The sequence below is a fragment of the Streptomyces sp. NPDC044571 genome (assembly GCF_040647115.1).
Taxonomy (GTDB): Bacteria; Actinomycetota; Actinomycetes; order Streptomycetales; family Streptomycetaceae; genus Streptomyces.
The window spans coordinates 1-14,627 of the sequence record NZ_JBEZBN010000063.1 but is presented as its reverse complement, the minus strand read 5'-3'; the positions used below and the strand labels follow the sequence as shown (position 1 = coordinate 14,627).

The following is a 14,627-nucleotide window of genomic DNA, read 5'->3' as shown; positions in this document are numbered from 1 at the left end:
GACGGGGGGTGTGAGCGGGATCACCCGCACCGAGCGGGAGACGTCCGTACCGAGCGGGAGACACCCGCACCGACGGGAGGCAGCCGTGAGGACAGCGACACTGGGGCCGGAGCAGCGTGCGAAGGCGCTCGCCGGCATGGCCGAGCGGGAACTGGACGTCTTGGTGGTGGGCGCGGGCGTGGTCGGCGCCGGCACCGCCCTCGACGCCGCGACCCGGGGACTCGCGACCGGGCTCGTGGAGGCGCGGGACTGGGCCTCGGGCACCTCCAGCCGGTCGAGCAAGCTGATCCACGGCGGCCTGCGCTATCTGGAGATGCTCGACTTCGCCCTCGTACGGGAGGCCCTCAAGGAGCGCGGGCTGCTGCTGGAGCGGCTGGCTCCGCACCTGGTCAAGCCCGTGCCGTTCCTCTACCCGCTCCAGCACAAGGGCTGGGAGCGGCTGTATGCCGGCTCGGGCGTGGCCCTGTACGACGCGATGTCGGTCTCCAGCGGGCACGGCCGGGGCCTGCCGGTGCACCGGCACCTGACCCGCAAGCGGGCGCTGCGGGTGGCACCGGCGCTGCGCAAGGACGCGTTGGTGGGCGCCCTGCAGTACTACGACGCCCAGATGGACGACGCCCGCTACGTCACCACGCTGGTGCGGACGGCGGCCGCGTACGGGGCGCAGTGCGCCAACCGGGCGAGGGTGGTCGGCTTCCTGCGCGAGGGCGAGCGGGTCGTCGGCGCGCGGGTGCAGGATGTGGAAGGGGGGCGGGGGCGTACCGGGGAGTACGAGATCCGTGCGAAGCAGGTCGTGAACGCGACGGGCGTGTGGACGGACGACACGCAGGCGATGATCGGGGAGCGCGGCCGGTTCCACGTCCGGGCCTCTAAGGGCATCCATCTGGTGGTGCCGAAGGACCGGATCAATTCGAGCACCGGGTTGATCCTGCGGACCGAGAAGTCGGTGCTGTTCGTCATCCCGTGGGGCCGGCACTGGATCGTGGGCACCACGGACACCGACTGGGACCTGGACAAGGCCCATCCGGCGGCCTCCAGCGCGGACATCGACTACCTGCTGGAGCATGTGAACGCGGTGCTGGCGGTGCCGCTGACGCGCGATGACGTGGAGGGTGTGTACGCGGGCCTGCGGCCCCTGCTGGCCGGCGAGTCGGACGCGACGAGCAAACTTTCGCGCGAGCACACCGTGGCGCACCCGGTGCCGGGGCTGGTGATGGTGGCGGGCGGCAAGTACACGACGTACCGGGTCATGGCCAAGGACGCGGTGGACGAGGCGGTGCACGGGCTGGACCAGCGGGTCGCGGACTGCGTGACGGAGGACGTGCCGCTGGTGGGGGCGGAGGGCTACCGGGCGCTGTGGAACGGCCGGGCCGGGATCGCCGCCCGGACGGGTCTTCATGTGGTGCGGGTGGAGCACCTGTTGAACCGGTACGGCTCGCTGACGGACGAACTGCTCGACCTGGTCGAGGCCGACGCGTCCTTGGGTGAACCGCTGACCGGCGCGGACGACTACCTGCGGGCGGAGGTGGTGTACGCGGCCTCGCACGAGGGGGCGCGCCATCTGGACGACGTGCTGACGCGACGGACGCGGATCTCGATCGAGACCTTCGACCGCGGGACGCGGACGGCGAGGGAATGCGCGGAGCTGATGGCTCCGGTTCTGGGGTGGGACAAGCAGCAGATCGAGAAGGAAGTGGAGCACTACGAGAAGAGGGTGCAGGCGGAGCGGGAATCGCAGCGTCAGCCGGACGACCAGACGGCGGATGCGGCGCGGTTGGGGGCGCCCGACATCGTTCCGTTGTAACTCCGGGATGTGCGGCAGGGAACCGTGGACCCGGGGCTCCCGTCCGTTGCGGAGTGAGGAACAATGAGGGTTCTGCCGGGGCGGGTTACCGCGCGGGTTCTCCCGGGGCGGGCCACCGGACACCCCGGCGGCTCCCGGGGCAGCCGGAGCAGGCGGCACGATCGCAGAGGGGACGCATGTCGAAGCCGGAGCACACCGAGTCGTCTGCGCAGAAGCAGGACCGGGCGGAGCCGGCGGTCCCGCCTGCCACCTCGCCCGGGGCGGAGCCGGAGGACGCGAAGCCGGCGGCGGCCAAGCCGGACCTGGCGAAGGCCCCGGTGGTCCCGTCCGAGGCGGAGCCGCAGGCCGCCAAGCGCGCAGCGGCGAAGCCGGACCTGACGCAGCCTGAGGACGCGAAGCCCGTACTGGCGAAGCCGGCTGCGAAGCCGAGCCTGGCGAAGCCTGCGGCGGAGCCCGCGGACGCGAAGCCGGCTGCGAAGCCGAGCTTGGCGAAGCCTGCGGCGGAGCCCGCGGACGCGAAGCCCGGCGCGGCGAAGGCGGACCTGGCCGAGGCCGCTTCGGCGAAGGTCGGGGACGTCCCGCCCGCGGCGAAGTCCGAGGACGCGAAGCCGGTCGACCCGAAGCCGGTCGACCCGAAGCCGGTCGACCCGAAGCCGGCGGTGGCCAAGGCCGGTTCGGGGGAGCCGGTCAAGAACCCCGTGGTCGAGAAGGCCGATGCCGTGGCCGCAGCCGTCAAGGCGGCCGCCGCCAAGGCCGCCGCGGACGGGCAGGACGAAGGGCGGCTGCTCGCGCAGCGTTACCGGCTCCGCTCGGTGCTCGGCAAGGGCGGCATGGGCACCGTCTGGCGCGCCGAGGACGAGACCCTCGGCCGCACCGTCGCCGTCAAGGAACTCCGCTTCAGCACCGGCGTCGACGAGGACGAGAAGCGCAGGCTCATCACCCGCACCCTCCGCGAGGCCAAGGCCATCGCCCGGATCCGCAACGACGGCGCCGTCACCGTCTTCGACGTGGTCGACGAGGACGGCCGTCCGTGGATCGTCATGGAGCTCATCGAGGGCCCCTCGCTGGCCGAGTTCATCCGGGAAGAGGGCCCGCTGAGCCCCCGCCGCGCCGCCGAGGTCGGCCTCGCCGTGCTCGACGTGCTGCGCGCCGCGCACGGCCAGGGCATCCTGCACCGGGACGTGAAGCCGTCCAACGTGCTCATCGCCCCCACCGGCCGCGTCGTCCTCACCGACTTCGGCATCGCGCAGGTCGAGGGCGACCCCTCCATCACCTCCACCGGCATGCTCGTCGGCGCCCCCTCCTACATCTCGCCGGAGCGCGCCCGCGGCCAGAAGCCCGGGCCGCCCGCCGACATGTGGTCGCTCGGCGGCCTGCTCTACGCCGCCGTCGAGGGCGTGCCCCCGTACGACAAGGGCTCCGCGCTCGCCACCCTCACCGCGGTCATGACCGAGCCGGTCGACCCGCCGAAGAACGCCGGGCCGCTGACCGAGGTCATCTACGGCCTGCTGGTCAAGGACCCGGCCCGCCGGCTCGACGACCAGCGCGCACGTGCCATGCTCACGGCCGTCATCAACGCGCCGGAGGAGGTCCCCGCCCCGGTCCTCGCCCCCGCCGTCGAGGAGACCCGGCAGATCTCGCTGGCCGATGCCAAGGAGGCCGCGGCCAAGGCCGCCGCCGAGAAGGCCGCCGAGAAGGCCGAGAAGAAGGAGCGCGAGCGGCGCGAGCGCGAGCAGCGCGAGCGTGCCCGCGCGGCACTGAAGGCGGCCCGCAAGGCCGCCGCGACGGCTGCCGCGACGGCTGCCGCGACGACGACCGCCTCCGCCGCCGAGCCCCCGGTGCCCCGCAAGTCCTCGGTCCCGGCTCCGCTGACCGACGTCATGTCCCGCCGTACGATCGCGCTCGCGATAGCCGGCGTCTTCGTCGCGCTGGTGGCCATCGGCTCGCTGATCGCGTACGTCTTCAGCGGTGACGACCCGGCCGACAAGAAGGACCAGGGCAAGGGCGGCTCCGGCCCGGCCGCTTCCGGCAGCCCCAATCCCGGCGGCTCCGCCAAGAACGGCGAGCCCGGCGCCACCGCCGGCAAGGGCAGCGGCGCAGGCGGCAGCGGCACCGCACAGGGGCAGACGCCCGACACCGGTCAGCAGGGGCAGAGCCAGGGACAGGGACAGAGCCAGGGACAGGGCGCCACGCCCGGCGGTCCCGCAGCCGGCGGACTGCCCGCCGGGTACACGATGGTGACGGACCCCGGATTCCACTTCTCGATGGCGATGCCGCAGGGCTTCCACCAGACCGGCATAGCGGGCGAGAACTCGGGCGCGATATACAGCCGCGACGGCGGCTTCCCGCGCATCCAGGTCGACCACACCGCCAGCCCCGGTGGCGACGCCCGCGCCGCCTGGCTCGCAGCGGTCTCCGGTGTGGCCGGCAGCAGCACGAACTACCGGACCATCCGCATCGACACGGTGGACTACCGCGGCTACCCGACCGTCGCGGACTGGGAGTTCGAGCGGGAGCAGAAGGGCATCAAGGTCCGGGTGCTCAACCGCGGCTTCAGGGTCGACGCGAAGAACGGCTACGCCATCATGATCAGCTGCGCCGCCGACCAGTGGGACGGCGCGGAGTGCACGCAGATGCGCAGCACGGCGTTCCAGACCTTCCAGCCGCTCGCCTGACGAGCCTTCCCAGCCCCGGGACGCGGGCGCCCTGCGCGACGTATCGTGTCAGCGGGGCCACGGAGAGGCGTGACCCGGGCACTCGGGGGAGGCGAAGTGGAGGACTACGCGGGCCGGATCCTGGCCGGCCGCTACCGCCTGCCGCTGCCGCCCTCGGACGCGTACGAACTGGTCGAGACCCGCGCCTTCGACACCCGCAGCGGCCAGGAAGTCCTGGTGCGCCAGGTGCCGTTGCCGGAAGTCGTGGACGCCGAACTGCTCGACGGGGACGGGCCGAGCGTGCCCGCAGGGACTGCGGGGCGGCGCCCGGCCGGGGACCTGCCTGCTGTGCGGCGGGCCATCGCGGCCGCCCAGGCGGCGGCGTCCGTCCCGGACCATCCACGGCTGGACCAGGTCTTCGACGTGTTCGCCGAGGACGGGTCGCTGTGGATCGTGAGCGAGTTGGTGCCGGCCCGTCCGCTGGCGGCGCTGATCGCCGACGAACCGCTCACCCCGTACCGGGCGGCCGAGGTGGCCGCGGACGTGCTGACCGCGCTGCGGGTGCTGCACGCGCACGGCTGGACGCACCGCAACATCACGGTCCGGACCGTGTTGATATGTGATGACGGGCGGGTCGTCCTCACCGGGCTGGCGGCGGGGGCCGCGGAGGACGCCCTGTGCGGGTACGAGCCGGTACCGGCCGAGACCGCCGCCCAGGGCTGGGGCACACCGGCCCCCGCCGTACGCCCGACGCTGCCCGATTCCGGTACGCCCGCTGTCGGTTGGGCCGGCCCGGAAGCCCTGGAGGGCCCGCGTCACCCCGGAGCCGACCCGGCCCCCGCACCGGACGGCCCTGGCCTCGCCGGCCCCGCCCCGCGGCCGGGCGTCGGCTTCGACACCGTTACGCCGGCCCCCGGCCCCGGTACGCCGGCCCCCGGGCCGGAGGGGGGTGCCGAGCACGAGGCGCGGGACATGCGGGACGTGCGGGACGTGCGGTACGCGCCGCTGGTGGCGCCGGGTTACGACACCGGGCCGCGGTACTCCGACCACATCACCCCCGACCGGCCCGAAGAGCGGGCCGAGGACCGGCCCGAGGACCGGCCCGAGCTGCGCGCCGCCGCGCGGGCCGGAGCCATCGCCGCGTACCGGGCGGGGGCGCAGGCCGCGGCCGCCCGGGTCATCGAACAGCGCAAGGCCGGGACCGAACCGGCACCGGAGCGCCGCCCCGAGGGATCGACCCTGCCGCAGGGGTACTCCTACCCGTACGGCGACCCGGAGCCGGATTCCGGCAACGGCGCCTCCTGGCACGGCGCCACCCCGCGCCGCCAGGCCCTGGCCCGGGCCGCGGAGGCGGAGACCGAGCCCCGGTCGCCCGAAGCACCGCCCTCCGGCGCGGAGCCCGCGCGGCCCGTGCTGCCCGCCCCGCTGGCCCTGCCCCAGGGCTACCGCCAGGCCGAAGCCGAGCCCCGGGCCGCCGCCCCGACCCCGGCCCCCGCCCCGGCCCGCCCGGGCCTGCCCGAAAGCCACCCGCAGCCGGGCACCCCCCCGCTCCGGCCCGCCCCGCCCCGGCAGCGGCTGCCCGAGGTCGCACCGGCACCTCAGGCCGGGCCGGTTTCGCAGACCCCGCAGGCCCCGCAGACCCCGCCGGCCGGGCAGGACCGGGGCGGGAGTCGGAGTGGAGGGCCCCGGAGCGGGCTGGGAGCGGAGCGGGCGCGGCAGACGCGGATGGCCGTCGTCGGGGCCGTCACCGAGCGCTGGGCGCCCGAGCAGGCCCGCCCCGCCACCGGACCCTGGCAGCTCGCCGCCCCCGTCGGGCCCGCCACCGACCTGTGGGCGCTGGGCGCGCTCCTCTACCGGGCCGTGCAGGGCCACGCCCCGTACCCCGAGGACAGCGTCGCCGAGCTCGTCGAGATGGTCTGCGCCGAGCCACCCGCCTTCGCGGAGGAGTGCGGTCCGCTGCGCCCCGTCGTGGAGTCGCTGCTGCGCCAGGACCCCACCGAGCGCCCCGACTTCGAGGAACTCCGCGGCTGGCTGCGCTCCCTCGTGCGCTCCGCGCCCGAGCCGGACGCCCGCTACGGGGTCCTTCCCGCGCCGGAGCCGGATCCCGCGCGGCTGCCCGTCGTACGCAGGCGCGGCGACCTGCACGGCCGCCACCGCAGCCCGGAACGCAGCCGGGCGCCGCGCTCCCTCGGCCGGATCCTGCTGCTGGGCGTCCTCGCCCTGCTCACGGGGGCCGTGGCGTACGCGGTGCTCTTCATGCCGAAGTCCGCACCGGACGGCGCCGCCGGTCCGGCCGGGTCCGCCACGCCGGCGCCCGCGCAGCCCTCCGCGGGCCCCACCCGTACCCCCACCGGCACGCCGCAGTCCAAGCCCGCCCCGCAGACGGCCGCACCCGCGCCCGCTCCGCCCGGCTACACCACCCAGCAGGATCCCGAGCACTTCGAGATCGCCGTACCCGCCGGCTGGGAGCGCCGCGGCATGAACGAGGCGGGCCAGGTCCGCTACACGGACGGGGAGTACGTCCTGACGGTGGTCCCCGGCCGGGACAAGGTCGAGGGTTCCCCGGACCCGGCGACGTACCAGAAGGACAAGGAGCCGGAGCTCGCCCCGTACCGCTCATCCACCTGGGCGAGCGGCGGTGACGTCAAGACCACCAAGGTCGGGCAGCAACTGCGGGCCACCGGCCGGTACACGTGGATCGACGGCAACGGCCGCAGCGTCGTCGCCCGCAACTTCGTCGTCGCGCTCGGCGGCAGCTACCACGTCGTCATGGTGACGGGCCCGCAGGACGGCGAGGGCAAGGTCACCGAGGTCTTCGAGAAGGCCACGGGGAGTTACCACGCGGGCGGTTGACGGGGAATCAGTACGGCAATTGCGTCACAGTGCTGCCGGAACCGCGCGTTCGCGGTTCCGGCAGCCCTCCGGGCTCCGTAATCTGGCCCGGAGTGCACAGAGTGGCGGGGTTTCGTGGAACAGCAGACAGGTGCGGGCGCGGTGCTCGCTGGCCGGTACCGGCTCGTGGAGCCCATCGGCAGCGGCGGCATGGGCAAGGTGTGGCGCGCGCATGATGAGCTGCTGCACCGGATTGTGGCCGTCAAGGAACTGACGGCGGGTCTGTACGTGGCCCAGGCCGACCGGGAGGTGCTGCACGCCCGGACGCAGAAGGAGGCCCGGGCCGCGGCCCGGATCCAGCACCCGGCGGTGGTGACCGTCCACGACGTGTTGGAACACGACGACCGGCCGTGGATCGTCATGGAGTACATCGACGGCCCGTCCCTCGCCGAGGCGGCCAAGGCGGCCGGCCGGATCGAGCCGCGCGAGGCGGCCCGGATCGGGCTGCACGTCCTCGGCGCGCTGCGCGCCGCGCACGCGGTGGGCGTACTGCACCGGGATGTGAAGCCGGGCAACGTGCTGCTCGCCAAGGACGGGCGTGTCCTGCTCACCGACTTCGGGATCGCGGCGATCGAGGGCGACTCCTCCATCACCCGCACCGGCGAACTCGTCGGCTCCATCGACTACCTGGCCCCGGAGCGGGTCACGGGCGGCGCCCCCGACCCGGCCTCCGACCTGTGGTCGCTCGGTGCGACGCTCTACACGGCCGTCGAGGCCCGCTCGCCCTTCCGCCGGACCTCGCCCATCTCCAGCCTGCAGGCCGTGGTCAACGACGAGCCGCCGGCCCTGAAGCAGTCCGGGGCGCTCGGCCCGGTCATCACCGCCCTGCTGCACAAGGATCCGGCCGGGCGGCCCTCGGCCCAGGAGGCCGAGCGGATGCTGATCGAGGCGATGGAGGGCCGCGAGCCGAAGGCGGCGCAGGCGTACGTACCCACGCGCGCGGTGAGCCCGGAGGAACTTGCCACCGCGCAGGAGCCCGACACCGACCGGACGGCCGACCGGGCGCGTACGGCCCCGCTTCCGGAGCAGCCCGCCCCGCCTTCGGCGTCGGCCCCCGCGCGCGGGGCCGGCGGCCGGGTCAGGCGGGCCGCGGCCGTCGCGCTGGTGGCGGCGCTGGTCGGCGGCGGAGCCGTCTTCGGCGTGCTGAAGTTCACCGGGGACGCGGACGCGGAGAAGAGCGGCGGCTCCGACAAGAACGCGAGCGCCCCCGACCAGCAGGACGGCGACGGTGACGACGGGCAGGCCGCGGTCGCCCCGCCCGCAGGGTGGAAGGAGGTCACCGACCCGACGGGCTTCGCACTGTTCGTGCCGGACGGCTGGAAGCGCCAGATGGACGGCAACCAGATCGACTACACCGCGGACAACGGCAAGCACTTCATCCGGATCGCCTCCGACCCGACCCCGGACTACGAGAACCCGTACATGCACGTGCTGGACCTGGAAAAGCAGGTGAAGCAGCGGACGGACTACAAGCGGCAGAAGCTGAACCAGAACACCTTCCGGGACAGCACCCGCGCCGCCATCTGGGAGTTCTCCTGGACCGAGAAGGGGACGCAGGCCGGTCCGCGCCGGGCGATCGAGCAGATGTACGTCGCCCCGGACGGCACCGAGTACGCGGTGTACATGTCCGGGCCGGCCGCCGACTGGGCGGTCACGCGCGCGCAGTTCGACACCGTGCTCAGCGGCTGGCAGCCCCCCGTGAAGAAGGGCTGAGGCGCCACCTCGGGACGGACCCGGCTATCCTGCCAGCGATCGCTGGCAGAAATGGCAAAATCCGGTTACCGACGGGTACCCAAAGCGTCGCGGGCGCAATACGCTCACCGCCATGACGGACTCGCAGGCCCCGGCCCCCCTCCGCAGCGCACCGCAGCCCACCAACCCGGTCGCCCCCGCCCCGGCCGGTGCCCGCACCGCCGCCGACGTGGTGACCCCCGACCTGGTCACCCGGCTCACCCGCGGAGTGCTCGGCTCGGGCCGCACCGCCAACCACACCCCCTCCACCGGGGCCAAGCTGGCGGACCTGCCCGAGGCGACCCCCGAGGACGTGGCCGAGGCCTTCGACCGGGCCCGCGCCGCGCAGCCGGCCTGGGCCGCCGTCCCCGTACGCAAGCGGGCCGCCGTCCTGCTCCGCTTCCACGACCTGGTGCTGGCCCGCCAGGCCGAGGTGCTCGACCTGATCCAGCTGGAGACGGGCAAGGCCCGCCTGCACGCCCACGAGGAGGTCCAAGCCGTCGCGGTCGCCGCCCGCCACTACGGCCGCAAGGCCCCCGCGTACCTCCGCCCCAAGGGCCACACCGGCGCCATGCCCACCCTCACCAAGGTCACCGAGCTGCGCCAGCCGCGCGGGGTCGTCGGCCAGATCGCCCCCTGGAACTACCCCCTCGAACTGTCCGTCGGCGATGCGCTGCCCGCCTTCGTCTCCGGCAACGCCGTCGTCATGAAGCCCGACACCGAGACCGCGCTGACCGCGCTGTGGGCCCGTGACCTGCTGATCGAGGCCGGGCTGCCCGCCGAGGTCTTCCAGATCGTGCTCGGCGAGGGCCCGGTCGTCGGCCCCGAGGTCGTCCGGCACGCCGACTACGTCTCCTTCACCGGCTCCACCCGCACGGGGCGCGAGGTGGCCCGGGGCGCGGCCGCCCGCCTGGTCGGGGTCTCGCTCGAACTCGGCGGCAAGAACGCCATGCTCGTCCTGCACGACGCCGACGTGGAGAAGGCCGCCGCCGGCGCCGTCCGTGCCTGCTTCTCCTCCGCGGGCCAGCTCTGCATCTCCATCGAGAGGCTGTACGTCCACGCCTCGATAGCCGACGCCTTCGTCGAGCGCTTCGCCGCCCGGACGAAGGCCATGCGGCTCGGCGCCTCCCTCGCCTACGGCGCGGACATGGGCTCGCTGGTCGGCGAGCGCCAGCTGGAGACCGTGCAGCGGCACGTCGACGAGGCCGTCGCCAAGGGCGCCACCCTGGTCGCGGGCGGCACCGCCCGGCCCGACATCGGCCCGCTGTTCTACGAGCCCACCATCCTCGACGGCGTCGAGGCGCCGATGGCGGTGTGCGGCGAGGAGACCTTCGGTCCGGTCGTCTCGATCTACCGGTTCACCGACGAGGACGAGGCCGTCGCCCAGGCCAACTCCACCGCCTACGGCCTCAACTCCAGCGTGTGGACCAAGGACGCCCGCCGCGGCCACGCCGTCGCCGCCCGCCTGCGCACCGGCACCGTCAACATCAACGAGGGCTACGCCCCCGCCTACGGCAGCGCGCAGGCGCCCATGGGCGGCATGAAGGACTCCGGCCTCGGCCGCCGCCACGGCTCCGAGGGCATCCTCAAGTACACAGAGGCGCAGACCGTCGCCCACCAGCGGCTGCTGCCGATGGCGCCCTCGCTCGGCATGGACGACGAGAAGTACGCGGCGTTCATGACCCGCAGCCTCAGGGTCATGAAGGCTCTTCGCCTGCGCTAGACCCCCACCGCGGCCGCCAAGGAGGCGCGTCAGTGTCAGAGTCGTACGACTACGACGTCATCGTCATCGGTTCGGGCTTCGGAGGGTCTGTCGCCGCGCTGCGGCTGACCGAGAAGGGCTACCGGGTGGGCGTCCTGGAGGCAGGGCGCCGCTTCACCCGCGAGAGCCTGCCGAAGAACAGCTGGGACCTGCGCAACTACCTGTGGGCCCCGGCCCTCGGGCTGTACGGGATCCAGCGGATCCACCTGCTCGGCAAGGTGATGGTGCTCGCGGGCGCCGGGGTGGGCGGCGGCTCGCTCAACTACGCCAACACCCTGTACGTGCCGCCGACCGCGTTCTTCGAGGACCGGCAGTGGGCGTCCATCACCGACTGGCGCGAGGAACTCACCCCGTACTACGACCAGGCCAAGCGGATGCTCGGCGTACGCCTCAACCCGACCATGACCCCCTCCGACGTCCATCTCAAGGCGGCCGCCGACAAGATGGGGGTCGGGGACTCCTTCCACATGGCCCCGGTCGGCGTCTTCTTCGGCGACGGCGCCGACGCCGAGGGCGGCGCCCAGGCCCGGCCCGGCCAGGAGGTGCCCGACCCGTACTTCGGCGGCGCCGGACCCGCCCGCAGGGCCTGCACCGAGTGCGGGGAGTGCATGACCGGCTGCCGGCACGGGGCGAAGAACACCCTGAACGAGAACTACCTCCACCTCGCCGAGCGCGCGGGCGCCGTCATCCACCCCATGACCACGGTCACCGCCCTCGCCGAGCACCCGGACGGCGGCCACCGGGTCCGCACCGTCCCCACCGACGCTCGCCGCAAGGGCCCGGGCAAGGAGCTGCGCGCCCGGTACGTGGTGGTCGCGGCGGGCACGTACGGCACCCAGACCCTGCTGCACACCATGAAGGACAACGGGCTGCTCCCGCGGATCTCGGGCCGGCTCGGCGAGCTGACCCGGACCAATTCCGAGGGGCTGGTCGGCGCGCAGACCGACGACCGCCGCTACCGCAGGCGGCACGGCGGCGACCGGCGGACGCGGGCCGATTTCACCCGGGGCGTCGCGATCACCTCGTCCGTGCACCCGGACGCCGACACCCACATCGAGCCCGTCCGCTACGGCAGGGGCTCCAATGCGATGGGGTTCCTGACCGTCCTGCAGGTGCCGTACCACCCGCGCCGGGTCCGGGCCTGGTTCGCGCGGACCGCGAAGCACCCGGTGCAGCTGATGCGCTCGCTGTCCAACCGGCGCTGGTCGGAGCGGACGATCATCGGCCTGGTCATGCAGTCGCTGGACAACTCCCTCACCACCCACCGCAAGGCGGGGGGCCTGGGGAAGGGTCTGCTCACGGCCCGGCAGGGGCACGGCGCCCCGAACCCCGTGCAGATCGAGGAGGCCACCCGGGCGGCGACCCTGCTCGCCGAGGAGATCAACGGCTTCCCCGGAAGCAACATCGGCGAGCTGATGGGCACCCCGCTGACCGCGCACTTCCTGGGCGGCTGCCCGATCGGCGCCTCGCCCGAGCAGGGCGTCGTGGACCCGTACCACCGGCTCTACGGGCATCCCGGGATCTCGGTGGTGGACGGCTCGGCCGTCTCCGCGAACCTCGGGGTCAACCCGTCGCTGACGATCACGGCGCAGGCGGAGCGGGCGATGGCGTACTGGCCGAACAAGGGTGAAGCGGATCCGCGGCCGCAGCAGGGGGAGCCCTACACGCGCCTCGCGGCGGTGGAACCGGTGCGCCCGGCCGTTCCGAAGGAGGCGTTCGGCGCACTGCGGCTGCCGTTCCTGGCCGTGCCGGAGATTCCGCCGCGGGTACCGCGCTCCCCCTCCGAGCGCGGTACCCGCCGCGACACATAAGTGACAGGTGCTCAACTCTTAAGGTTGTACCGGATTCCGGTTGGCATCACTGTGGTGTCCGTCACACAGTGAACCGCGGGGGTGGCGGGAGAGCCCGGGGGAGCACACGGAACGGCCGGCCCGGGGCGTCCCCTGGGCCGGCCGTCCTTGTGGGGTGACCGGGCTGCTGTCCCCTGCCGTCCGGTCACGCGAGGGAGCGAGGTCCCACGACGCACGTCCCACGGGTCGTACGTCTCATCGCTCCGGCGGAGCCACGCGTGGTGTTGCGCCCCGCGCCTGGCTGACGCGGACATCCACACCAACGAAGGCCCCGGGGGCCGGTCACGGTCCGGACGAGTGACGAACAGGCGTCAGACCCGGCCCCGGCACAGTTCCAGCAGGGTCATCGCGAGCGCGGTGCCGGACTTCCCGAGGGCATCGCTCCAATGCGAGAGCACCTCCATCTCGCGCGAGAGGTGCACCCGGCGTCCGCCGGAGGCGATCCGGGCCTCCTGGATGACCGTCGAGACGGCCATCCGCTCCTGGATCAGGCCGATGATCCGGTCGTCGATCGCGTCGATCCGCTCGCGGGAGTCGGCGATCAGCTGCTCGGGGGTGGTGGTGAGGGTGGTCATGGTCTCTCCTGAAGGGTTGTGCCGACAGGAGCGGGAACGCAGAGCGCCCCGGTCCTGTCGGACCGGGGCGCTGTGGGAAGTCAGTGGCTCAGGCGAGCATCACGAGGACCCATGGCGACCGGACCGGCCGGTGCCATAGGTAAAGAGGAAGCTCAGCTGCTTGCGCACGAACCGGATTATTGCCGCCCGCCCCACTCCGGGCCAACCCGGCCCGGATGCTGAGACGCCCCGGCGGAGCGTGCGACACGGGCGTGGTCCGTGCGCACCCGTCGCACCCTGCGGCGGGTCTCGGAGCCTCGGCGGGGAGGGAGAGGTGGACCGGGGGGCTCATGGTGGTCTGTGACGCCATGAAATGGACGTTAGGGATGTTGAGTTGCGGCCGCGAGGCCGTGTTCTCGATTGTTCTCGGACGCCGGGGAGATGTTCTCGGATGTTCCCTCGTGGTCTTGGGCATGAGCTACCGCGGCGTCCGGGATCCGTGAATGCTGGGGCGTGGAAGTTCCCGACAGAAAGGGCCAGTTCATGGCGCGGCGACTGCGTTTCAACGGTACGGGCTCGGTCGGCGGTGGCTGTCCCGCCGTGCATCAGGATCTGGACAGCGGAGAGATCGTCGTCCAGGGAAGGCCACTCACCGACCCGGAGGACATCAAGCAGCTTCAGCATCTCGGTGAGGGCGAGGTCCCGGTGGTGGTCCCGAGGGAGCTGCTGGTGGACTTCGAGCCCAAGGAGGCGGAGCGGGTTCCGCGCATCATCGACCTCGACGCCTTCGGGAGGCTCTTCGAGAACTTCGAGCACACGGCCTGGCGGTTGGAGACGAGGCGGCGCTTCGCGTCCGACGAGGCTGACGAGACCTATGCGCAGTTCGTGGCCGGTGAGCCCGTGCAGTGGGACTACGACGACGCCTGGTCCCGTACCGTCCGGGGGCAGACGGGCCAGGGCAAGCGCTTCGAGCGGGTGCGGATCGTCGACAACCCGCCGTCAGTGGGGCAGCTCTACCTGCTCGACAACGCCAAGCGGAACTGCGCCGTGGGTGAGGACATCCGCAACCTCTGGCGGGAGGAGGCGGAACGCCTGCGGCTGCCCGCCGAAGACTTCTGGATCTTCGACTCCCGGTTCGTGGCCCTGCTCAACTTCGATGACGCCGACAACCTGATCGACGTGGAGCTGATCACCGAGCCGGCGGCCGTCAACCGTTACGCCCAGGTCCGCGACGCGGCATGGCACTACGCGGTTCGCTACGAGGCATTCGCGGCGGGCCTGGCGACCTAGGCAGTTTCGTTTGGATCACCGGGCGGACCAGAGGAAGATGCCCGCGATGTGGAGCCCGGCCAGGTAGATGGTGGCGGTCTTCTCGTAGCG

General features: G+C 73.2%; 8 protein-coding genes. 7 read left to right on the top strand and 1 reads right to left on the bottom strand.

All coding sequences use genetic code 11. The annotated features are described in order from the left end of the window. Positions 1-85: 85 nt before the first annotated feature. The 6 genes from AB0B01_RS26420 to AB0B01_RS26395 all read left to right on the top strand — a co-directional run bounded on the left by AB0B01_RS26420 (position 86) and on the right by AB0B01_RS26395 (position 12,654). Complete coding sequence (locus tag AB0B01_RS26420; RefSeq protein WP_361723934.1) at positions 86-1,804, top strand: glycerol-3-phosphate dehydrogenase/oxidase; 1,719 nt, start codon at positions 86-88, stop codon at positions 1,802-1,804. 176 nt (positions 1,805-1,980) lie between these two features. Beyond that, entirely contained in the window at positions 1,981-4,479 is a 2,499-nt protein-coding gene (locus AB0B01_RS26415; RefSeq protein ID WP_361723932.1) for a protein kinase, read from the top strand. Positions 4,480-4,548: 69 nt separating this feature from the next. After that, entirely contained in the window at positions 4,549-7,311 is a 2,763-nt protein-coding gene (locus AB0B01_RS26410; protein WP_361723929.1) for a serine/threonine protein kinase, read from the top strand. Between the two features lie 114 nt (positions 7,312-7,425). Then, complete coding sequence (locus AB0B01_RS26405; RefSeq protein WP_361723926.1) at positions 7,426-9,063, top strand: serine/threonine-protein kinase; 1,638 nt, start codon at positions 7,426-7,428, stop codon at positions 9,061-9,063. Between the two features lie 112 nt (positions 9,064-9,175). Further along, complete coding sequence (locus tag AB0B01_RS26400) at positions 9,176-10,804, top strand: succinic semialdehyde dehydrogenase (RefSeq protein WP_361723923.1); 1,629 nt, start codon at positions 9,176-9,178, stop codon at positions 10,802-10,804. Positions 10,805-10,836: 32 nt separating this feature from the next. Beyond that, the gene (locus tag AB0B01_RS26395) at positions 10,837-12,654 is read left to right on the top strand and encodes a GMC family oxidoreductase (protein WP_361723920.1); all 1,818 of its coding nucleotides are present in this window, start codon (positions 10,837-10,839) and stop codon (positions 12,652-12,654) included. A 350-nt stretch (positions 12,655-13,004) separates the two neighbouring features. Here the strand turns inward: AB0B01_RS26395 and AB0B01_RS26390 are convergent, their stop codons facing one another. Then, positions 13,005-13,268: a chorismate mutase gene (locus AB0B01_RS26390; protein WP_356845047.1), complete on the bottom strand. Its 264-nt coding sequence runs from the start codon at positions 13,266-13,268 to the stop codon at positions 13,005-13,007. 522 nt (positions 13,269-13,790) lie between these two features. On the opposite strand from AB0B01_RS26390, the gene AB0B01_RS26385 reads away from it, so the two are divergent. After that, positions 13,791-14,537, top strand: coding sequence for a DUF6879 family protein (locus tag AB0B01_RS26385; protein ID WP_361723916.1), 747 nt, complete (start codon positions 13,791-13,793; stop codon positions 14,535-14,537). Positions 14,538-14,627: the final 90 nt, after the last annotated feature.